The organism is Bradyrhizobium sp. ISRA436 (assembly GCF_029910015.1).
In the GTDB taxonomy this organism is placed as follows: domain Bacteria; phylum Pseudomonadota; class Alphaproteobacteria; order Rhizobiales; family Xanthobacteraceae; genus Bradyrhizobium.
Map to the genome: position 1 here is coordinate 4293592 of NZ_CP094519.1, position 21168 is coordinate 4314759.

At 66.0% G+C, this 21168-nt stretch carries 23 protein-coding genes and 1 pseudogene; 11 read left to right on the forward strand and 13 right to left on the reverse strand.

Going from position 1 to position 21168, the window contains the following annotated elements; genetic code table 11:
* Positions 1-13: 13 nt before the first annotated feature.
* Positions 14-793 (reverse strand): DUF899 domain-containing protein, encoded by a 780-nt coding sequence (locus tag MTX23_RS20390; RefSeq protein ID WP_280971998.1) that lies wholly within the window; start codon positions 791-793, stop codon positions 14-16.
* Between the two features lie 94 nt (positions 794-887).
* On the opposite strand from MTX23_RS20390, the gene MTX23_RS20395 reads away from it, so the two are divergent.
* Both MTX23_RS20395 and MTX23_RS20400 read left to right on the forward strand, forming a co-directional pair.
* The gene (locus tag MTX23_RS20395) at positions 888-2108 is read left to right on the forward strand and encodes a helix-turn-helix domain-containing protein (RefSeq protein WP_280971999.1); all 1221 of its coding nucleotides are present in this window, start codon (positions 888-890) and stop codon (positions 2106-2108) included.
* Between the two features lie 33 nt (positions 2109-2141).
* Positions 2142-2786 (forward strand): glutamine cyclotransferase, encoded by a 645-nt coding sequence (locus MTX23_RS20400; RefSeq protein WP_280972000.1) that lies wholly within the window; start codon positions 2142-2144, stop codon positions 2784-2786.
* Between the two features lie 52 nt (positions 2787-2838).
* On the opposite strand, the gene MTX23_RS20405 is transcribed toward MTX23_RS20400, so the two are convergent.
* Entirely contained in the window at positions 2839-4053 is a 1215-nt protein-coding gene (locus MTX23_RS20405) for an MFS transporter (protein ID WP_280972001.1), read from the reverse strand.
* Positions 4054-4250: 197 nt separating this feature from the next.
* Between MTX23_RS20405 and MTX23_RS20410 the strand changes: the two genes are divergently transcribed.
* The 3 genes and pseudogenes from MTX23_RS20410 to MTX23_RS20420 form a co-directional block, all read left to right on the forward strand.
* The gene (locus MTX23_RS20410) at positions 4251-4481 is read left to right on the forward strand and encodes an AbrB/MazE/SpoVT family DNA-binding domain-containing protein (protein ID WP_280972002.1); all 231 of its coding nucleotides are present in this window, start codon (positions 4251-4253) and stop codon (positions 4479-4481) included.
* Entirely contained in the window at positions 4471-4872 is a 402-nt protein-coding gene (locus MTX23_RS20415) for a PIN domain-containing protein (RefSeq protein WP_280972003.1), read from the forward strand. The genes MTX23_RS20410 and MTX23_RS20415 overlap by 11 nt, the downstream gene beginning before the upstream one ends.
* 7 nt (positions 4873-4879) lie before the next feature.
* Positions 4880-4972: pseudogene (locus MTX23_RS20420) on the forward strand (AAA family ATPase); the annotation flags it as partial.
* Between the two features lie 67 nt (positions 4973-5039).
* Here the strand turns inward: MTX23_RS20420 and MTX23_RS20425 are convergent.
* Complete coding sequence (locus MTX23_RS20425) at positions 5040-6557, reverse strand: MFS transporter (RefSeq protein ID WP_280972004.1); 1518 nt, start codon at positions 6555-6557, stop codon at positions 5040-5042.
* 204 nt (positions 6558-6761) lie between these two features.
* On the opposite strand from MTX23_RS20425, the gene MTX23_RS20430 reads away from it, so the two are divergent.
* A complete protein-coding gene (locus tag MTX23_RS20430) occupies positions 6762-7700 on the forward strand; it encodes a LysR family transcriptional regulator (protein ID WP_280972005.1) in 939 nt (312 codons plus the stop codon).
* 26 nt (positions 7701-7726) lie between these two features.
* Here the strand turns inward: MTX23_RS20430 and MTX23_RS20435 are convergent, their stop codons facing one another.
* Positions 7727-8404: a LysR substrate-binding domain-containing protein gene (locus tag MTX23_RS20435; RefSeq protein ID WP_280972006.1), complete on the reverse strand. Its 678-nt coding sequence runs from the start codon at positions 8402-8404 to the stop codon at positions 7727-7729.
* Positions 8311-8637 carry a LysR family transcriptional regulator gene (locus MTX23_RS20440; protein ID WP_280972007.1) on the reverse strand — a complete coding sequence of 109 codons (327 nt, stop codon included), beginning with the start codon at positions 8635-8637 and terminating at the stop codon, positions 8311-8313. Before MTX23_RS20440 ends, MTX23_RS20435 begins: the two co-directional genes overlap by 94 nt.
* 127 nt (positions 8638-8764) lie before the next feature.
* Between MTX23_RS20440 and MTX23_RS20445 the strand changes: the two genes are divergently transcribed.
* On the forward strand, positions 8765-10201 hold the full coding sequence (locus MTX23_RS20445; protein WP_280972008.1) for an MFS transporter: 1437 nt from the start codon (positions 8765-8767) through the stop codon (positions 10199-10201).
* Between the two features lie 92 nt (positions 10202-10293).
* Here the strand turns inward: MTX23_RS20445 and MTX23_RS20450 are convergent, their stop codons facing one another.
* Together MTX23_RS20450 and MTX23_RS20455 are read right to left on the reverse strand one after the other, a co-directional pair.
* On the reverse strand, positions 10294-11472 hold the full coding sequence (locus MTX23_RS20450; protein WP_280972009.1) for an MFS transporter: 1179 nt from the start codon (positions 11470-11472) through the stop codon (positions 10294-10296).
* Positions 11469-12026 carry a GNAT family N-acetyltransferase gene (locus MTX23_RS20455; protein ID WP_280972010.1) on the reverse strand — a complete coding sequence of 186 codons (558 nt, stop codon included), beginning with the start codon at positions 12024-12026 and terminating at the stop codon, positions 11469-11471. The genes MTX23_RS20450 and MTX23_RS20455 overlap by 4 nt, the downstream gene beginning before the upstream one ends.
* Positions 12027-12177: 151 nt before the next feature.
* Between MTX23_RS20455 and MTX23_RS20460 the strand changes: the two genes are divergently transcribed.
* Complete coding sequence (locus MTX23_RS20460; RefSeq protein WP_280972011.1) at positions 12178-13071, forward strand: LysR family transcriptional regulator; 894 nt, start codon at positions 12178-12180, stop codon at positions 13069-13071.
* Between the two features lie 31 nt (positions 13072-13102).
* Here MTX23_RS20460 and MTX23_RS20465 read toward each other — a convergent pair whose 3' ends face one another.
* Positions 13103-13891 carry a DUF899 domain-containing protein gene (locus MTX23_RS20465; RefSeq protein WP_280972012.1) on the reverse strand — a complete coding sequence of 263 codons (789 nt, stop codon included), beginning with the start codon at positions 13889-13891 and terminating at the stop codon, positions 13103-13105.
* A 946-nt stretch (positions 13892-14837) separates the two neighbouring features.
* Between MTX23_RS20465 and MTX23_RS20470 the strand changes: the two genes are divergently transcribed.
* Complete coding sequence (locus MTX23_RS20470; RefSeq protein ID WP_280972013.1) at positions 14838-15710, forward strand: bifunctional helix-turn-helix transcriptional regulator/GNAT family N-acetyltransferase; 873 nt, start codon at positions 14838-14840, stop codon at positions 15708-15710.
* A gap of 102 nt (positions 15711-15812) precedes the next feature.
* Positions 15813-16310 carry a peptide deformylase gene (locus MTX23_RS20475; protein WP_280972014.1) on the forward strand — a complete coding sequence of 166 codons (498 nt, stop codon included), beginning with the start codon at positions 15813-15815 and terminating at the stop codon, positions 16308-16310.
* A gap of 28 nt (positions 16311-16338) precedes the next feature.
* Here the strand turns inward: MTX23_RS20475 and MTX23_RS20480 are convergent.
* From MTX23_RS20480 to MTX23_RS20495, 4 genes are all read right to left on the reverse strand, one after another.
* A protein-coding gene (locus MTX23_RS20480) for an IS630 family transposase (RefSeq protein ID WP_280971795.1) occupies positions 16339-17405 on the reverse strand; the annotation gives its coding sequence in 2 pieces (ribosomal slippage) (positions 16339-16919 and positions 16919-17405; 1068 coding nt in all).
* Between the two features lie 309 nt (positions 17406-17714).
* Positions 17715-18974, reverse strand: a complete 1260-nt coding sequence (locus MTX23_RS20485) for a serine hydrolase (RefSeq protein WP_280972015.1) — start codon at positions 18972-18974, stop codon at positions 17715-17717.
* Between the two features lie 123 nt (positions 18975-19097).
* Positions 19098-19571: a VOC family protein gene (locus tag MTX23_RS20490; RefSeq protein ID WP_280972016.1), complete on the reverse strand. Its 474-nt coding sequence runs from the start codon at positions 19569-19571 to the stop codon at positions 19098-19100.
* Between the two features lie 104 nt (positions 19572-19675).
* Positions 19676-19804, reverse strand: coding sequence for a hypothetical protein (locus MTX23_RS20495; protein ID WP_280972017.1), 129 nt, complete (start codon positions 19802-19804; stop codon positions 19676-19678).
* Between the two features lie 153 nt (positions 19805-19957).
* Between MTX23_RS20495 and MTX23_RS20500 the strand changes: the two genes are divergently transcribed.
* Complete coding sequence (locus tag MTX23_RS20500; protein WP_280972018.1) at positions 19958-20611, forward strand: glutathione S-transferase family protein; 654 nt, start codon at positions 19958-19960, stop codon at positions 20609-20611.
* 86 nt (positions 20612-20697) lie between these two features.
* Here MTX23_RS20500 and rpiB read toward each other — a convergent pair whose 3' ends face one another.
* Complete coding sequence (gene rpiB, locus MTX23_RS20505; protein ID WP_280972019.1) at positions 20698-21144, reverse strand: ribose 5-phosphate isomerase B; 447 nt, start codon at positions 21142-21144, stop codon at positions 20698-20700.
* Positions 21145-21168 lie beyond the last annotated feature (24 nt).

Here is a 21168-nt window from a genome sequence, read left to right on the forward strand (position 1 = left end):
CTCCCTGGACCGATCAGGCCGCGTCGTACTCGTCATGACGGCGCCACCACGCGCCGCCGCTCTCGTTGCGGCCCTTCGGCGCGCGGTCGAGCCAGGCATACATGCCCCAGATGCCGTCGAGGCCGCGCGCGTAGGTCGAATAGGTGTGGTAGATCGCGCCGTCCTCGCGGACGAAGGCACTCATGCCCGGCCGCTCGCGAAGGAAGGTTGCGCGGTCGGTCCCGCACATCGCGGAGTGGGACACGGACCGCGGGGCCTCGCCGCCGCCCTGCGGCTCGTCACGCTGCACGAATGGCGGTTCGCGCCGGTAGTTGTAGTCGATGCCACTGTTCTGCTGATCCTCGGTGAACCAGACATTGAAGTCGGCGTTGAAGTCGCTCGGAGACGACGACGCCCATGGAAACGTCCAGCCCATCCGCCGCTTGTAGGCCTGCAGCTTTGCGAGCGGCGCCCGCGAGACCGCCGACAGCATCACGTCGTGATGAGCGAGATGGACCGCAAATCCGTTGAAACCGTCGGCGATCATCGAGCAGGACGGACAGCCGGCGGCGTAATCGGGGCCGAACATGAAATGATAGATGAGGAGCTGCGAGCGGCCCCGGAACAGGTCTGCCAGCGAAGCGCTGCCGTCATCGGTATCGAACCGGTAGTCCTTGTCGATTCGGACCCACGGCAGGGCGTGTCGCTGCCGGGCCACCGCGTCACTGCGCCGCGTCAACTCCTTCTCGGCCTGCAGCAGGTCCAGCCGGGCCGCAAGCCATTGCTCGCGCGTTCCTATTTGGTGACTGGTCATCGTATAGGTCTCCTTGGCCATGGCGTTCTGTCGTCTTGTGCTAGATTAGGCCCGGGACTCGGATGGAGAGAGTGACAAGTGTGTCGGGATTCGGATGGACGCGCTGATAACGGCTGCGGCGCGCGCGCTCGCGGCGGGTGATCCCCTTGGCGCACTGAAACGGGTGGCGCTGCGCGACGACGCGCCGGCGCTGGCGTTGCGCGGCATCGCGATGGCCCGGCTCGGCGACTTCGCCCGGGCCAAGGAGCTGTTGCGGCGCGCGGGACGCGCGTTCGGCCCGCGGGAGGCCGTTGCGCGTGCGCGCTGCGTGGTGGCCGAGGCCGAGATCGCGCTGGTGTCGCGCGACCTTTCTTTTCCGAAGCGAGCCCTCGCCGCGGCGCGCGCGACCCTTGCGGCGCATGGTGATGCGCTCAACGCCGCACATGCCGGCTATCTCGAAATCCGCCGCCTGCTGCTGATCGGGAGCCTCGATGCGGCCGAGCGCATGCTTGATGACCTCGACCCCGCGCCCTTCCCGCCGGCACTTCGGGTCGGCCATGAGCTCGTCGTGGCCGGGATCGCGATGCGGCGGCTGCGGACGAAACCGGCACGCGACGCGCTGGCGCGGGCCAAGGACGCCGCGCGCCGTGCCGGCATCGCGGAACTTGCGGCCGAGGTCGAGAGCACCGCGCGTCTGCTCGGAGCGCCCGCGGCGCGTCTGATCGCACGGGGCAGTGAACGGCTGCTGCGGCTCGAAGAGGTCGAGGCCCTGATGGTGTCGAAGGCGCTTGTCGTCGATGCCTGCCGCTACGTCGTGCGCGACAACAGCACAACGGTCTCGCTGACGCGCCGGCCGGTGTTGTTCGCGCTCGCCCGCGCGCTGGGCGAGGCGTGGCCGCGGGACGTGTCGCGCGGCACGCTGATCGCGCGGGCGTTTCGCGGCAAGCACGCCGATGAATCGCACCGTGCGCGACTGCGGGTCGAGATCGGCCGGCTGCGTCGCGCGCTGCGGCCGCTCGCCGACCTGCGCGCGACGCCCGACGGCTTTGTGCTGGAGCCACACGGCGGGCGCGAGGTTGCCGTGCTGGCGCGCCCAGTCGAGGAGGAGCACGCCGCGGTGCTCGCCTTCCTCGCCGATGGCGAGGCGTGGTCGAGTTCGGCGCTGTCGCAGGCACTCGGCGCCAGCCAGCGCACCGTGCAGCGCGCGCTCGACGCGCTCGCCGCCGCGGGCAAGGTGCGGTCGGTCGGCCGCGCCCGCGCGCGGCGCTGGATGACGCCGCCAGTGCCGGGATTCACGACGACCTTGTTACTCCCTGCCCCGCTGCCGAACGGCTAGCATCAGGCCGCAATCAAGCAACAGGAGCGAAGCATGAAGACGTCGCCGGCCCGGATCATCAGGGAATACGCCTTCGAAGGCGTCGACAGCGTGGGCGGCGTCAGCTTCGATGGCGAGCAGGTCTGGTTCGCTGCGGGCGACCGGATGATCGCGTTCGATCCCGACAGCGGCAAGACCACCCGCACCTTCGACATCGCAGCTCATGCCGGCACCGCCTTCGACGGCAAGCACCTCTATCAGATCACCGAGGACCGTATCCACAAGATCGATCCGAAGAACGGCCGCGTGGTGTCGACGATCCCATCGCCCGGTGGCGGTCGCGACTCCGGCCTTGCCTGGGCCGAAGGCTCGCTCTGGGTCGGACAATATCGCGACCGCAAGATCCTCCAGATCGATCCGGACACCGGCGTGATCCTTCGCACCATCGAGTCCAATCGCTTCGTCACCGGCGTCACCTGGGTCGACGGCGAACTCTGGCACGGCACCTGGGAAGACGACGCGAGCGAGGTGCGGCACATCGATCCGCAAACCGGCGACGTTCTGGAAAGGCTCGAGATGCCGAAGGGGACGAACGTCTCCGGACTGGAGTCTGATGGCGGCGACCGCTTCTTCTGCGGCGGCGGACACGCCAAGAACACGGTACGCGCGATTGCGCGGCCAAAGCGACGCCGCGCGTGAGGTGCGGCGTGATCCACCCCTCGGCGGACCACGCCACGCATCAACTCACGTCTCAGGCCGGCACCGGAGCCGCGCTCCGCACGGCCGGGAACGGCCTGAAGGTCATCATGATCAGGAACGCGCCGAGGCCGACCGCCCAGGACCCGACATAGAGCCACGTGTAGCTCGCGAAGGTGTCGTAGATCAGGCCGCCGGCCAGCGGCCCGGTCGCCATGCCGAGGCTACCGGCCATCGCGGTGCCGCCGATTACGGTGCCCATCATGCGCAGCGGGAAGTTCTCGCGCACAAGCACGGAATAGAGCGGCATGGTGCCCGCATAGATGAAGCCGAACACCGCCGCCACCGCATAAAACGCGGCGAGCTCGCGCACGAAGACGTAGCCGAGCGCGCCGAACGCCTGCGCGAGCAGGCCGAGCACGAGGACGCGCTTGGCGCCGAAGCGATCGCCGAGCAGGCCGAAGACGATGCGGCCGCCCATTCCGGCCAGTCCTTCCACGCTGTAGATCGTGACCGCAGCGATCATCGGAATGCCGCAGGTGATCGCATAGCTGACGGTGTGGATGATCGGCCCCGAATGGGTGGCGCAGCAGAAGAAATTGGTCGCGATCAGGATCATGAATTGCGGCGAGCGCAGCGCCTGCGCCATCGACATCGCCGGTTCGCCGTTGTCGGCCGCCGCGGCCGCCTGCGGGTTCTGCAGCGCGGGCGGCCTTCGCACCAGGAGCGAGACCGGGATCATGATCGCGGCGACCACGCCAGCCACGATGAGCATTGAAGTGCGCCAGTCGTGATGGGAGACGAGCCAGGCGGCGAACGGCGACATGGTCATCGGCGCCATGCCCATGCCCGCCGACACCAGCGAGACGGCAAGGGCGCGATGGGTGTCGAACCAGCCGGTGACGCAGGCCATCATCGGCGCGAAGATGGCGGCGGTCGCGACGCCGACCAGCACGCCGAACAGGACCTGAAACGCCAGCAACGACGGCGCCCGGCTCGCCAGCGCAAGGCTCGCCGACAGCACGACCGAACCGGTCAGCACCACCGGAAGCGGACCGAACCGGTCCGACAGCGTGCCCCACATCATGCTGGTGAAGGCCATCGCGAGGAAGCCGATCGTCATCGCGCTGGAAATGCCGGTCACCGACCAGCCGGTCTCCCGGGCCATCGGCTGCAAAAACACCGGCAGCGAAAACATGCCGCCGATCGCGACACAGCCTAACAGGCCCCCAGCCGCGACGATCACCCAACGATAGTGAGAATTGCTCATTCCTGATCTCCCAGTGCACCTCGGTCTGGGTGGAAGACGAACGGGACGGTGTGGAACCGACAGGCGACGAAGCAAACAAGTCGATTCTGCGACGGGCCGCTGGGGCGCGCGCAATAGGTGCGGCGCGAAGTCCGCTTGCATCCACGGCTTCCGGATATACATCTCAGCTGGTGGATATCCTTACACGGAGCACCAACATGCAAGTCGCCAAATGGGGTAACAGCCTCGCGATTCGGCTTCCCGCGGCCGTGGTCGAAGCGCTCGAACTCAAGGAAGGCGACGAGATCGAAATCCATGTTGCCGACGAGCGGAACTTCGGCGTCGCGCGCAAACCGGGGCGTGAGGAGTTACTGGCGCGACTGCGCGCCTTCCGCGGACGCCTGCCGGCGGATTTCAAATTCGACCGGGACGAGGCAAATGCCCGGTGACTTCTTCGACACCAACGTGCTTGTCCACCTCGCGTCGGGCGATCCCTTGAAGGCCGATCGGGCAGAAGCCGTCATTTCCCGGGGCGGGGTGATTAGCGTTCAGGTGCTGAATGAAATCGCCAATGTCGCGCGCCGCAAGATGCGGATGTCATGGACGGAGACGCGCGCATTTCTGACGATCTTGCGCAATCTGCTGACGATCTATCCCCTCACGCAGGAGATCCATGACGCTGGACTTGATCTGGCCGAGCGCTACGGATTGTCGATGTTCGACGCCATGATCGCCGCCTCCGCGCTTCAGGCCGGTTGCGACAGATTGTGGTCTGAGGACATGCAGCACAACCAAGTCCTGGATAACAGCCTTCGGATCGTCAATCCGTTTCGGGTCTAGGCCTCCCTTGGAAACTCGCTTCATCCTGATCTCGGGCTGCTCTGGCGGCGGGAAATCGACCTTGCTGGCCGAATTGCATGCACGCGGTTATCCCGTTGTCGACTTGCGCGCAGCGCAGAGGCCGCACGAGGATCCGCGGGATCGCAGGCACTCCCCGCTTGATCCGATCATTCCGGGTACTGAACCCTCGGCTGACGAAGCGGCCGCGCGTTGAAGATCACGAAGCTGATGCCGGCCATGATCCACACACCGATCCCGCCGTAGAGCATCACCCAGCCGAATCCACTCGCCAGCGCCTGGTGCACGATCGGAGCCGTCAGCTCGGGCATGGATACGGTGTTGCCCGCAGCGATCTTCTCGGCGAGCCCGCGCACCTGGTCCGCATCGAGCCCGGGCAGCACTGCCTTGAGATGCGCCAGCACGCCGCTCGCCAGGATGAAGCCCATCAGCGCAATATTGACCGCAAGCGAGACCATCCGGGCGCTCATGTCGATGCCGGAGGCCATGCCGGCACGGTCGCTCGAGACCGAGCCCGTCGTCGTGTTGGTGACCGGCGTATTGGTGATGCCGAGGCCGATTCCGGCGATCAGGCAGCCCGGCAGCATCGTCGACCAATCCGGATGTGCGGCGGCGCTGCCGAACTTCATCAGCATGAAGCCCATGCCGATCGTGAACAACCCCGCGGGAATGATCAGACCAGGCTGGTAACGCAGCGACAGCCGCTCCGCGAACGGCGGCATCACCAACGTCGGCAGCGTGTAGGCGAGTAGCGCAAGACCGGCCGACACGCTGTCATAGCCGAGACCAGCGTGAAACCAGATCGGCAGATAGATCATGAAAGGCCAGTAGCTGAGGTTCATCGCGGCCGAGCCGACGATCGAGCCGGAGAACGCGGGAATCCGGAACACCGAGAAGTCGAACATCGGCCGCCGGCTGACCTGCTCGGCAACGAGGAAGGCGATGAGGCTCGCCGCGGAAACTCCGAGGATCGCAAGCGCGGCCGGGCTGGCGAAGCCGAGATCCGGTCCCTGCGTGATGTAGTAGGCCAGGCAGAACACCGCGAGCCAGAGCGTCACGATGCCTGTAAGGTCGAGCGTGCTCGCCTTCGGGTCCTTCGATTCGTGCACGCCGCCGATGGTGAGCACGAGCGCCACCGCCGCGAACAGCACGTGGACGAGGAACACCCATTCCCAGCTCAGGACCGCGGCGACCGCGCCGCCGATGATCGGTCCGAATCCAAGCCCGATGCCGAAGATCACGCCCCACCAGCCCCAGGCGATGGCGCGTTCCCGTCCGCCCTGGAATTCATGCGACAGGACCGCGATCTGGCAGATCAGCAGTGCGCCGCCGCTCGCGCCCTGCAGGAAGCGGGCGACGATCAGCGTCACGACGTTGTCTGCCACCCCGCACATCAATGACGTGAGGCCGAATCCGGCGATCGCGATGACGAACATGCGCTTGCGCCCAAAGCGGTCCGCCAGCGTTCCGACCGCCATCAGCACGGTCGTGACGGCGATCGTGTAGGCGTTCATGATCCACTGCAGCTGCTTGAAGTCGGCGTGCAACACTTGCTCCAGCGTCGGCAGGATCGAGGGAATGCTGGAAATTTCCAGGCCGAACATCAGGCATGACAGACATACGGCGGACAGGACGACGGCGCCTCGGCGGCTCAGCTCATTGGGCATGGTTCAGCCTTTCGACATTGCGACGCCAACGCCATAGCCCACGCTGCTGCCAGGGTACTGGCAGCAGCGGCGCGCGGGTCGGCACACAATCAATTGAAGCGGCGACGGAATAGCCGTGCGCCGCGCTTGACCTGTCGCGAAGCTAGGCGGCGCTTGAACATCTTGGAACTGGATGACTAGATATTTCAGAGACAACAAATTCGGATGATTGACGTGACCACACTCGATGTCGATGCCGTCAAGGCATTCGTTGCGATTGCCGATCTACAGAGCTTCACCCGCGCGGCCGACACGCTCGGCACCACGCAAGGCGCGATCAGTGTCAAGCTGAAGCGGCTGGAAGCGCGGCTCGGCCACAGACTGGTCGAACGGACGCCGCGGCTGGTGCGCCTGTCGGCGCAGGGTGCTGTGTTCCTCGACTCCGCACGCGCCTTCCTCGCCGCGCACGACCGCGCCGTCGCCGAACTGTCTTCGGCTCGCCGCCGCTTCTCGCTGGGGATCGCCACCCATGTCGGCGCACCCGAGCTTCCGACATTGCTGGCGCGGCTGAATGGGCATGATCCGGCGCTCACCATCGAGGTGCGGCTCGACGATGCCCGCGACCTGCTCGACGCATTCGATCGCGGCATCATCGACGCGGTGATCATCTTCCGGGAGGACGATCGTCGCGACAGCGAGGTGCTCGGCCCAGATCATTTCGGCTGGTTTGCCACGCCGGACTTCGTCCATCACACTGGAGACCCGATCCGCCTGGCGGCGTCCTCGCCGTCCTGCGGCATCCTCAACATCGCGACGCGCGCGCTCGACGCGGCGGGACTGCCGTGGACCGAGACGTTTCTGGGGTGCGGGGCTTTTGCCGTTGCGGAGGCAGTCTCGGCGGGCCTCGCCATCTCGGTCTTCTCTTGCCGGGTCGCCCCGCCCGGCACGATCGAGGTGAGCAAGCGGTTCGGCCTTCCCGCCCTGCCCCCGTCAGAGATCGTGCTGCTGTCGACGCTCTCGGATCCGCGGTCGCGCGCCGCGCTGAAGGCCCTCGCGACTGCCTTTCGCGAGCATCGTGCCCCCGGGATCGCCGGCAACGCGGCCGGACGTGGGCGCGCCGGTCATCACGCTCAGAAGACCCTGAACGGCGCATCGCGCGCCTGATCCATCTACGATGACACGCCGGTCGTCTATCGTCGCGTGGCATCGGCACGCTTCCCCTCGAACAATGCGCGCTCTGCCGCCAGGGCCTTGGCGAGAAAGTCGAGCGTGGCGCGGATGCGCGCGGTGCGCTTGAGATCGTCATGCGTCAGCAGCCACAGCGCTGACCGGGGCTCGGCAAGCGTCTTCGGCGTAACTCGTCGCAGTCCGGGCGCGAGGTCTCCGACGTAGCAGGGAAGCAAGGCAAGCCCCAACCCGGCAATCGCCGCGTCGCGCAGCGCAGGCAGCGCATCGACACGGCAGGTGACGCGCGCCGCGTGCAGGTTCTGGCGCATCCAGCCTGCAATCACAGTCCCCGCCAGCGCATCGTCGAGCCCGATCCAGTCGTGCGCGGACAAATCCTTGTCGCTGCGCCGGCCGAGATAGGCGCGCGATCCATAGATGGCGTGCGCGATCTCGGCGACGCGCCGCCCGACCAGCAATTCGGACGGCGCCGGGGTCGGGCGGATCGCGATCTCGGCCTCCCTCCGCGTCAGGTTCGCCATCGTGTTCGAGATCGTGATCTCGGGTTCGATCTCCGGATCGGCGGCGCGCATCGCAGGCAAATGCCGCATCAGGATCGCGCCGAGCGTATCCGTCGTCGTGATCCGGACCGGGCCTGACGGCCTGAGATCCTGCCCGGAGAGCTTGCGTTCGAGTGCGAGCACCTGTCCTCGAGACGGGCCGCAGACGCAGCCGCCGTCTCGCCGGCCGGGGTCGGCGCATAGCCGTCGCGGAAGCGTTCGAACAGGCGCGTTCCGATCGTGGCCTCGATCGCGCCAAGGCGGCGAAACACCGTCGAATGCGTGACGCCCAGCCTGCGTGCGGCTCCCGAGAGGCTGCCCTCGCGCGCGACCGCCAGGACGAGGCGAAGATCATTCCAGTCGATCGCATTGTGCATTTTTGCAAACTCGATTGGCGATGATGGACAATATCATATCGCAGATGGACAGGCCATCTTCCTCTGCATGGTTCGATCGACCGAGCGCGCCGCGCCAGGGCATCCGGCGATACGGAGGAGTTGGAAGGTGACGACCGAGACTGCCGATACGCTGCGCTTCAACCATGCCGGACACGCGATGGGAGACCCGCGGCGGTGGCTCGCTTTGCCCGTCCTGCTCACTGGCGCCTTCCTGCCGATCCTCGACTTCAACGTCGTCAATCTCGCACTGCCGGCCATTCGCCAGGATCTCGGCGCAACCGCAAGCGAGATGCAGTTCGTCATCTCAGCCTACGCCGCGACCTACGCAGTGTTCCTGATTACGGGCGGCCGGCTCGGCGATCTCTTTGGACGGCGGCGTATGTTCTTGGGCGGCGTTGCCGGCTTCACGATCGCCTCGGTGCTGTGCGGCATCGCGTGGTCGCCACCCGTGCTGGTCGCCGGGCGGATCCTCCAGGGCCTCACCGCGACCGCAATGGCGCCGCAAGTGCTCACCTCGATCCGCGTGCTGTTTCCGGCCGCCGAGCAAGGCCGCGCCCTCGGCTACTACGGGGCGACCTTCGGCCTCGCCAACATCTGCGGCCAGGTGCTCGGCGGCGTGCTGGTGTCGGCCCATCCGTTCGGACTTGCCTGGCAGGCGATCTTCCTGATCAACGTACCGATCGGGCTTGCCGCCTTCATCGGCGGGCTGCTGTTCCTGACTGATTCGCGTGCACAACACGCCAAGCGGATCGACATCGGCGGGGTGATCCTGCTGTCGCTCACGCTCGGCCTCCTGGTCTACCCGCTGATCCAGGGCCGCGAGACGGGATGGCCTATCTGGATCGTCGCCATGCTGCTGGCTTCGCCGCTGATGCTCGGGGCCTTCGTCCGCTTCGAAGCGAACCTGTCGGCCCGTGGCGGCGATCCGCTGGTTGCGCTGCATCTCCTGCGCAACAGCGACTTCGTGATCGGGCTCGTGATGGCGCTCGCCTTCTACATGCTGTCGTCGTCCTACCTGACGTTTGCGGTCTATCTGCAAAACGGCCTGCACGAGTCGCCGTTGACCGCGGGGCTCGCCACCCTGCCCTTCGCCGTCGGCTTCTTTTTCGCCTCGCTGGTGTCGTCCTACGTCATGCAGTGGCTCGGCGTGCGTACGCTGACGCTGGGCTTCGCCCTCCAGGTCGTCGGCTTCGGTGTCGTGATGCTCTCGGTCGGCGGCGCGCTGCCGCAGAGCCTTGCGATCGGCCTGGCGTGCGGCGGTCTCGGCTTCGGCACCGTGATGCCGTCGGTTATCAAGGCCGTCATCGGCAGCATCAATTCGCACCACGCCGGGCTCGCATCGGGGATCATGATCTCGACCTTCCAGATCGGCGCCGCGCTCGGCGTTGCGACCATCGGCGGCGTCTTCTACAGCCTGCTTGGGGTGCATCCGGATGCCGACGATTACGCGCACGCCTTCACGATCGGGCTCGGCTGCAACGTGGCACTGCTGGCGCTCGGCGGCTGGCTGTCGCTCTGGCTGCCCCGCGAGCAGGCGGCTTGAGAACCAGCGCCGCGAGACGGCCTTTGATCAGCGGCGCCATGTCTTTTCTTCCTCGCATGTTTTTCTTGAAGAGATCTCGTTGGGCGCAGACCTCAAGACGGTCTCGGAAACAGCACCTTCAGCAGCACCGCCGCGAGCAACGTCATCATGGCAAGGCCGATCGAGAGATACAGCGCGCCCGCATTGCCCACGTGGTCGATGACGATCGCGTAGATCAGCGGCGCCGCCGCGGGCAGGATAAAGCTTGGCACGATCAGGCGGCCGACGATCGTCCCGTAGCTGCGATGGTCGAACAGGATGAGCGGCAACGTCCCCCTGGTGATGGTCAGGATGCCGTTGCAGGCGCCGTACAGCAGCGCGAAGACGATCCCCATCTCCTTCGAGGTCCCGCTGAACAGCCCGGCGATGAAGGAGAGCGGCATGACCAGGCAGGCCAGCAGGTTGAGCGCGAGCGGATTGATCCGTCCGCCGAACAGGACTTCGCAGAGACGGGCCGCCGACTGCCCGATTCCCCGCAATGTCGCGATCCAGACGGCGACCGTGGCGCTGAGCCCGAGGCCGGCGAGAACGGCGATCATGTGCGCCGACATGCCGGCGTTCAGGAAATTCGCGCCCGTCGTGATCACGGCATAGAGCCCGCCTCCAACCAACACCTGCCGGGGATTGGACGCGAGTGGCTGCCTCCGCGCCGCCGCGCCGGAGTCGGACGGACCGGCGTAGCGCCGGTTCGGGGTCATGAGAGAGAGCGGAATCGTCACAAGCGCGAAGCCTGCATAGACGAGCAGCGCGATCCGCCAGCCAAAATGCTCCGAGAGAATGTGTCCGAGCGGCCAGAACACGGTGGCCGCCAATCCACCGAGCAACGTGATCCCCGACATCGCCCTACGCGCCTCCGGTCCGCCGATCCGCGCCAGTGCCGCAAAGGCGGCGTCGTACAGCGTCAGCCGCATCCCGAGGCCGAGGACGATCCACGCCGCGAAGTACGTTGCGACCTGATGCGAGACGGCAAGACCGGCGCATCCGGCAGCATTGACCACCGCGCCGGCGACCATGACGTCGCGGCCACCGCGGCGATCCACCAGCCGTCCCACCAGCGGCGACGTCAACCCCATGACCAGCAGCGCGACGGCAAAGCCGCCGTAAACAATGTCGCGACTCCAGCCGAGGTCGGCGCCGATCTGCTCGCCAAATCCGCCGATCAGATAGTAGGTGGCGCCCCAGGAGATCAGTTGGCCAAGTCCGAGGGCGACCACGAGCCGGCGCGCGATCACCGCGGCGCCTCCCTGGTCCCTGATGGAGGTGCACCGCCGCCGCGACCAAGCGACCGCTGCATCAGCACGGTGTCGACCCATTGCCCGAGCTTGAAGCCGACCGATCTCAGCGTCCCGACCATCTCGAAGCCCATACGCCGGTGCAGCGCGATCGAACCGGCGTTACCGCTGTTGCCGATCACGGCGATCATTTGCCGCCACGGCCCCGCCTCTGTCCGTTCGATCAACGCCTGGAGCAGCGCCGCGCCGACGCGGCGGCCGCGCAGGGTTTCCGACACATACACCGAGTCCTCGATGGTGTGGCGGTAGGCCGGACGGGGCCGATACGACGTCGCGTAGGAGTAGCCGGCTACGCATCCGTCGACATCGGCCACGAGATACGGCAACCCGGCGGCCAGCACGGCGTCGCGGCGCGCGATCATCTCATCCAGAGTCGGCGGCACTTCCTCGAAGGTCGCAAGTCCGTTCAGCACGTGGTGCGCGTAGATGCGCTGCACCTCCGCCATGTCGACCTCTGTCGCGTCGCGGATCACGGTGTCCTTGTCTCCTCTCATCCTTCCTCTCTCGTCCGGCGCCGTCGCGCCTGCGCTGCGACGGCGCGTCGGCGCACGGTGAACCCGGACGCTGTCGTGTTGCCCGAGCATGCGCCCTGGCGCTATATAAGGGAAGCTTTGACAGCTTATGCAAAGCATAAGAGATGCTTTGATGAAGGACCTCAACCTCGACTATCTCGAGAGCTTCCGGGTCGTGATCGAGAGCGGCAGCTTCTCCGCCGCCGCCGAACGGCTGCAGCTTACGCAGCCCGCGGTCAGCCTGCAGGTGCGTCAGCTCGAACGCAGTCTCGGCGCAACCTTGATCGAGCGCGTCGGGCGAAGGGCCCGTCCGACGGCGGCCGGCGCGGCGCTGCTGACCCATGCCGAGCAGATCAGCGCGGCCGTCACATCGGCCGTCGACGCCGTCGCGCAGCAGACGGCCGGCACCGCGGGGCGCGTGCGGCTCGGGACCGGCGCGACCGCGTGCATCTTCCTGCTGCCGCCGATCCTGAAGGAGCTGCGGGCGGCGCTTCCGGGGCTCGAGATCACGGTCACGACCGGCAACACGCCGGAGATCGCCAAGGCGGTCGAGGACAACACGATCGACATCGGGCTCGTCACGCTGCCGGTGTCGGGGCGCAGCTTCGAGATCACGCCAGTCCTGAACGACGAATTCGTTTTGATCGCCCCTCCCGACATGCCGTTGCCGGCGCGGATCACGCCGGCGGTGCTGGCGACGCGGCCGGTCGTCCTGTTCGAACCCGGCGGCAACACGCGGCGCACCGCCGACGAATGGCTGGCGCGCGGCGGCGTCGCGCTGAAGCCGTTGATGTCGCTCGGCAGCGTCGAGGCCATCAAGGAGATGGTGCGCGCCGGCCTCGGGTGCGCCATCCTGCCGGGCATGGCTGTCTCGACCACGGGCAAGCAACGCGACCTCGCCGTTCGCTCGCTGTCGCCGAAGCTGTACCGCCGGCTCGCCGTCGTGATCCGCCGCGACAAGCGCCTGGATCGCGGACTGCGACAGACCCTGTCCGCGCTGAAGGCGATCCCGGCAGACGGTCGCTAGGGAGGATGCCCCCGTCCTCCCTATCCGGCTGCTATATCGCCTTGCGCTCTTCCTCGGCGATCTTGCGGAACGCGGCTTCGCCGGCGTCGGTGACCGCAGCCCATTTCGCATTCGGTGTGGCCTCGGCCTCGTAGTTGTCGTGCCAGTTCCACCATTTGTAGGTTGGGCCCTGCGGATATCCTGCCGGCGAGTCCTCCCAGAGCTCCTGCCGGCCGAGCGGGGTGATGTCGAGATAGCTCCACACCGTACCCATCGCCTCGTCGCCGCGGCTGTTGACGAAATAGGTGCGGAAGATCCGTTCACCGTCGCGGAAGAACACGTTGTGGCCGTGCCATTCGCCGACGCCGAAATCCGCGTCAAAACTGTCCGTGATCGTGTACCAGGGCATCTCCCAGCCCATCCGTGCCTTCAGCCGCGCGATGTCGGCCTGCGGCGCACGCGAAGCATAGACCAGCGTGGTGTCGCGCTGGTTCAGATGCGCGAGATGGCCCACCTGGTCAGCGCCGAGCGAGCAGCCGCGGCAGGCGTGATCGGGCCAGCCGAACACGCCGGGCTCGAAGAAGGCGCGATAGACGATGAGTTGCCGGCGGCCTTCAAACAGGTCGAGCAGACTCATCTTGCCGTTCGGTCCCTCGAAAACATACGGCTTCTCAACGGCCATCCACGGCATCCGGCGGCGCTCGGCGGCAAGCGCATCGCGCGCCCGCACCTGCGCTTTCTCCTTGGCCAGCATCTGCAGCCGCGCAGCCTCCCAGGCCTCCGGCGATACCACCGGCGGTGTCTGCATGGCGGAGCGGGCGTTTTCGGGTGATTTGCTCATGATGTTCAACCTCCTGAAAGGACGAACGCCGGGGGCGAAACGCTGTTCCCCGTCCCTCGTCTTGGTTCGTGCGCTCAGTGTGGCGCGGCGGCGGCGGACCATGGGAGTGACAAGTGTGTCGGGATTCCTTTCGCGGCGCTGCTCGAGCACCTCGCGCCGCCGACCTCGCGCCACGATCGCAACCCAACGCGCCTTCGCCGGGATCTCCTGCACAAATGCGTCCTTGCCGTTCCGATATGCGGCGATGTCATCCTGTCGGTCCCTGGCTTCCGGACCCGATCGTCGAAGAGCAGGACGACGATGCCACCCTGCCGCCGATGCTGACGCTGGAGCGCTTTAGGTCGCTGGCCATCGCTCGGCTCTCGTAGCGAAGATTGAGCCATTGCACAGCGTGAGGGCACAGAACCACCATCTCGCGACACGATCTGTCCGAGTCTTGCATCTCGTTTCGCCGCTCCGAGAACAGAGGGCGCAGGGAAAGCCGGGTGCCGATCGCACCCATGGGTCCCGAGCAAATGGAAAGCTCGGGAGGTAGGACCACAGGTGTAACCGGAACAATCCCGGCTTTCCCTGCGCGATGGATTACGGCTTACTTCGTGCTCTCCCCGGTGAGACCGGGCTTTTTTGTCACCGTCCTCGCAAAGCGCATCGGCGTCTTGCGAAGAGACACCTGCCACTGGGGCGTCGAGACCACACGACTTCACCGTCCGCCTCATGCGCACTCGTCAGTTGCGCAACTAGCGTCCACCGCATCTCACGCCGCGTTCGTGACGATCGCGATCCGCCCCTCGTGTCGGGTGAGACGCGCGGAGTCGTAATGCTGAGTTGCCCGACGACGGAAGCGGAATTTTGCCCGTCGGGTTGATTTGTCGCAGGCGGCGCCCCCCATTTGAGTTGCACCGGCGGCCAATTGACCGGGAAACGATATCTGACTAGAGTCAGATATATGCTTGACCCAGTTTCCCGCGTCCGTCGCTTCAACCGTGCCGTGACATCAGCCGTCGGCGCGCTCGACACATCGTTTCTCGGGCGCGGCCGGCCGCTTGGCGCGGCGCGCGTGCTGAACGCGATCGGGCATGGATGCTCTGAGGTCGGCGACATCAGGGATTACCTCGGCCTCGATTCAGGCCTGATGAGCCGTCTGTTGCGAAGCCTTGAAGACGAAGGGCTGATCGAGACCACGGCGCATGCGAGCGACGCGCGCCGCCGCATCTGCCGGCTGACGCCGGCCGGCCGTCGCGAGTTCAACGCCTATGAGGCGATCTCCAATCGGCAGGCCAGGGATTTCCTCGCCCACCACGCCCAGCGCGAGGCGCTGCTGGCGGCGATGGACATGATCGCCTCGGCGCTCGGGCGCGACGGCATGACGTTACGTGACACGGACCCGCGCAGCGACGAGGCGCGCTACTGCCTCGGCGCCTATTACGCCGAGCTTGCGCGGCGCTTCAGCCAGGGATTCGACGTCAAGCGGTCGCGCGATCCCGACGCGAAGGACATGGTGCGCCCGCGCGGCACATTCATCGTGGCGATGTCGGACGGCCTGCCGGTCGGCTGCGTCGGACTGAAAGGCAGCGGCGGCGCGCTGGCGGAGATCAAGCGGCTCTGGGTCGCGCCGGCCGCACGCGGACTGGGCCTCGGCCGGCGCCTGATGGAGGCGGCCGAGAGCGCCGCGCGCGAGCTCGGCATCGCGGTATTGCGGCTCGACACCAACAGCGCGCTGGCGGAAGCCGGTCAGCTCTACCGCAGCAGCGGCTGGACCGAGATCCCGCGCTTCAACGACGACCCCTACCCCGATCTCTTCTTCGAGAAACGGCTCTGAGCGGCGCGCCGCGCGTGGGCGTCATCGCAGCGAAGCGAATGCACCGTGCATCGACGGTATGAGCGTGTTGTCCGGCCCCATGCGCTGGCCTAAGACGATCCCATGACCATCCGCCCCATCGTCCGCTATCCTGACCCCAGGCTTGCACTGCCCGCGCAGCCAGTGACCGTGTTCGACGACGCGCTGCGCGAGCTGGCCGGCGACCTGCTGGAGACCATGCGCGCCGCGCCCGGCATCGGGATCACCGCGCCGCATATCGGCGTCTCCTTACGCGTCGTGGTGCTCGAGCTCGACGCCAGCGAAGGCCCACGGACCTACGTCAACCCCGAGATCATCCGGACCTCGCCCGAGACGATCCTGCATCGCGAAGGCAGCGTCTCGATGCCGGGGGTCAGTGATGAGGTTGAGCGTCATGCGCGTGTTCGCATCCGCTATCAGGACCTCGACGGCAACATGCAGACCGAGGAATCCGACGGCCTGCGCGCGGTGTGCCACCAGCACGAAATCGATCAGCTCGACGGCGTGTTCTGGATCAAGCGGCTCTCCCGCCTCAAGCGCGAGCGGCTGATCAAGCGGTTCGAGAAGATGTCGCGGGGTTAAGCTGTAGGATGAGCTTATACCAATGGCCCTAAGGATTGACTGTTGCCCAAGTGCGGCTTGTGATTGAGGCGATGCGACCTGGATCATTTGCGAAGAAGTTCCAGGCTTCGCAGGTCTTGGCGACGATATCGTCGTAGTCGTCGAAGACGGTGATGGCGAGCTTGTTGGCGCGCAGGTACTGCCAGACGTTTTCAATCGGATTGAGCTCGGGCGCATAAGGCGGCAGCTGTAACAGAGTGATATTTTCCGGAGCTCGGACGGTGCCGGCACTGTGATAGCCGGCGCCGTCGAAGACGAGAACGGCATGTGCGTCGGGTGCAACTTTGCGGCTGATTGCCTCCAAATGCAGTGACGTCGCCTCTGCATTTGCCGTCGGCATGACAAGACCCGCGGCGACGCCCCGTTGAGGACAGGCGGCACCGAAGAGATAAGCCCAATCGTAACGTCGATCGCGCGGCGCGCGAGGCCGTGAGCCACGCTTGGCCCACACGCGTGTCAGCGTGCCCTGCTGGCCGATCCGCGCCTCGTCCTGGAACCAGATTTCGATCGGCTTGCCTTGGGCGTGAGCGGGGAGCGTTGTCGTGAGGGTCGTAGCAAAGTTTTTTTGAACGCTTCCTGAGCCGCTTCATCGGCTTGCGGATGGCGCGGCCGCACCGAGAGCCGGCGGTACCCGAGCTTGGCCAGAACCTTGCCGACCGAACGTTCGTGCAGTTTGACGCCAAACCGCCGCTCAAGCTCGTCGCGCAAATCCACCCGCCGCCAACGTACGACCCCATGCTGCTCAGGATCGGGACCGGCCTCGACCAACGCGGCCAATTCGGCCTGCTGCTCTGTCGTCAGCCGCGACCGCGGTCCCGTCGGTTTGCGCGACCGCAGTCCCGCCAAGCCTTCGGCGTTATAACGATGCACCCAGTCCCGCAGGGTCTGACGATCCATCCCGCAACTTTCGGCTGCCTTCTTGCGGTCCGCGCCCTCCAGCACAAGCGCAAGCGCCAATATCCGCCGCGCTACCGTACTATTCTTCTCTCTGCGCGCCGCCTTCCGAAGCTCGCCCGCGGTCAAATCAAGCCGCGTAATCGCTACCGCTGCCCCCATCGATATTGCTCCTGTCTACGCAGCAACATCGATTCAGAAACTCACTGATTTGGAAATCCCAAATGTGAGTCAAATCCGGGGGCCGTTGGTATTAGATTGAACTGGCTGCCGCAAAGACGCTGCGCTCCCTCTCCCGCCTGCGGGGGAGGGTCGGGGTGAGGATATCTCCGCGAGTCATGCTGTGGAGAGAGCCCCCACCCGCCGCGCTCAGGCGCGCAAGAGCGCTGCCAAGCGCGTCGGCCTCCCCCGCAAGCGGGAGAGGCGAAGTCAGTTCTGCCGATAGACCGATCGAACCAAAATTTGTCGCCCTCACCCGCCCGCCATCAAATCCTTCGCCAGTGCCATGTAGGCCGGCAACGTCACGGGATCGTTGGCGGCATTTCCGGGGACCGGGTGCGAGGCGTAGCGCGCGATCACCATCTCGGCTTTCGGATCGATGTAGATGCCCTGGCCATAGACGCCGCGCGCCATGAAAGCGCCGTGCGCATTGTGCGTCACCCACCACTGATTCCGGTAGGAGGCGCCGGGCAAGGTGGTGTAGCCGGCCGGCTTGAACTTTTCGGGATCGCCGCCGCGCGCGATGTCCTCGACCAGGGAAGCCGGCACGATCTGGCGGCCGTTGAAGCGGCCGTGATTGCGGATCGTCTCGCCGAAGCGGGCCAGATCGCGCAGCGTCGTCGACAGCCCGCCACCGCCACTCTCGGTGCCGATGCGGTCGACGTGATAATGCGCGTCCTCCTCCGCCCCCATCGGCGTCCAGATCCGCTCGGAGAGAAGGTCGGACAAGGTCATGCCGCTGGCACGGCGGCAGATCCAGGCCAGCACGTCGGTGTTGACGGTCTTGTAGGCGAAGGCCTTGCCGTGCTCGCCCTGCTTCTTCTGCGCGCAGAGGAAATCGAAAATCGTGGTCGGGCCCTCATAGCCCTCGGGGATCGGCGCCATGCCGTTGGCGCGCCGCAGCCCCCACACGTCGGAATTCCTGTCGGTATAGACCTCGGTGTAGGCGAGGCCCGTGGTCATATCCATCGCCTCATGCACGCGCGCGTCGCCGAAGGCGCTCGCCTTCAGCTCCGGCACATAGTCGGTGATCGGAGCTTGCGGATCGATCTTGCTCTCGGCGATCAGAATGCCGGCGAGCGTGCCGGTGAACGATTTTGTCACGGACATCGCGATATGCGGCTTGTGCGGCTTCAGCGCGCCGAAATAGCGCTCATAGATCAGCTTGCCCCGGTGCAGCACGGCGATGCCGTCGGCATAGGTTTCCTCGAGCATCCGCGCAAAGGTCATCGGACGGCCGTCCATGGTGACCGACGCGGAGGCGCCGATGTCATGGTCCTCGCGCGGCAGCACCGACGCAGGCCCCGGCCCGCGCCAGACGTTCACCGTCGGCACCAGTTGCCGCAGACTGCTCCACGCCCAGCGCAGCTCCGGAAAGCTGCGAAACGAACCGTCCTGGAACATGATGGTCTTGTCCGGCGGCGGCGGAAAGCCCTGCATCCAGCCGAGCGTTTGCGGATCGGTCTCGGCGGCGCTCTGGGGCTGCTGGCTGGCGGCGGTCGCAACGGACATGAGGGGCAGGCTCCAGAATAGGACGATACCGAGTCGTATCATGGGAGGGCACGCGGCACATCCTGCGTTTGCTCCGGGCGCCTTGCCGCTATGTCATGGTGAACGGACGCGGCGGCACCACCTTCATCCCGCAGCCGCCTGCTCGATCGCGGCGATGTCGATCTTCGTCATCGTCATCATCGCCTCCATCGCGCGCTTACCGACGGCGCGATCGGTACTGTTGACGAGCTCGAGCAGCCGCCGCGGCGTGATCTGCCAGGCAAAGCCCCAGCGATCCCTGCACCACCCGCAAGGCAATTCCTTGCCGCCATTGCCGGTGACCGCATTCCAGTAGCGGTCGGTCTCGTCCTGGCTGTCGGTGAGCACCATGAAGCTGACCGCCTCGTTCGGCGTGTAGGTGGGGCCTCCGTTCAGCCCCACGAAGCGCCGGCCGAGCACGGTGAACTCGACCGTCAGTTCTTCGCCCTGCCCGATGCCCGGTATCGGCGATGCATGGCCCGCGCCGACATGGCTGTCGGGAAAAGTCGCAGCGTAAAACTCTGCCGCTTCGCGCGCTCGGCCCTGGTCGAACCAGAGGCATGTGACGAGGTCGGTCATGGTAGTCTCCTTCCCAGAACTGTCTTCGACTGATTTCGGCCCGCGGTGATCCGTCACCAGATACCGGGCACGAGCCTATAACGCGTTCGGCCTGCATAGTCAGCTTAGCCCGACAGTTCGGCCTGGAGCAGGCCGTCCTCCAGCCGCGTCCGGACGACCAGCAGCACGATGGCCAATGCAGCCGGCAACAAGCCCCACCATGAGGCGAGCGCAAGCGGAATTGCGATGAACATTGCTATCGCAGCGATATAGCCGGGGTGCCGGACGAATCCGATCTGCGGGTCAACCTCTCGAAATTCCCCGGTCAAACGAATCCAAGATCGGATGTCGGAAGGCGTGCCGATCGTTCGTTCTAGGGACGCCAGACCACGGACGCGGAGAGGACCATGACCATCACCATTACCGCCTTTGAACGATCGCCCGATGGCGGCAAGGGGCTGGCACGTGATACCCGCGTTCGCTGGGCGCTGGAAGAAGTCGGCCAGCCTTACGAGGTCCGCCTTGTTTCGTTCCGCGCGATGAAGGAGCCCGCGCATCTGGCGCTGCATCCGTTCGGCCAGATTCCGACCTATGAGGACGGCGATCTCGCGCTGTTCGAGACAGGCGCGATCGTGTTCCATATCGCCGAGCACCATGCGGGCCTGCTGCCTGATAATGCCAATGCCCGGGCGCGCGCGATCGCATGGATGTTTGCCGCACTCAACACGGTTGAGCCGCCGATCCTCGAGCTCGTCATCGCCAAGTTCATGGAGGGCGACAAGCCCTGGAGCAAGGAGCGCCTGCCCCTGGTCGTGGACCGCATCCGCGACCGCTTGAGGCAACTTTCCGGGCGCCTTGGCGACGCCGAGTGGCTCGACGGCGCATTCAGCGCAGGCGATCTGATGATGGTGTCGGTGCTGCTCAGGCTGAGAGCATCAGGCGTTCTGGATGAATTTCCGAACCTTGCCGCCTACGTCGGCCGCGGCGAAACGCGGCCTGCGTACAAGAGGGCTTTTGAGGCGCAATTGGCGGTTAACACGGGCCAGCCACTCACTGGCTAAGGTAGCCCGCATGAGCGAAGCGACATGCGGGAGTAAGATGCGACGCCTCGGTGGAAGAGCCGCGGATATCGCTAGGCTGATCCGCGCTACGCTTGCGGCGGATGGGAAAGCTTGTCGACGCGGCGCGCATGGCGGCCTCCGCCGAAGGCCGTGGCCAAGAAGGCCGAAAGGCAATCCTTGGCGGTATCGATGCCGATCAGCCGCGCGCCCATCGCAATGACGTTCGCGTCATTATGCTCGCGCGAGAGACGGGCGGAGAGGCTGTCGGAGACCAGCGCGCAGCGGCATGCCGGATTGCGGTTCACGGCGATCGAGATGCCGATACCGGATCCGCAGAGCGCGACTCCCTTGTCCGCCCAGCCCGCGGCGATATGTTCGGCGAGCTTGTACCCGTAATCGGGATAATCTACGGAGTCTGCCGTCTCGGGGCCGATATCGATGACCTCATGGCCGGCCGCGCGCAGCCACGCGGCGAGCGCGGCCTTCAGCTCGATTGCGGCATGATCGGACGCGATGGCAATCGTCTCGGTCATTGATAGCGGCTCCCTTGAGCCGAA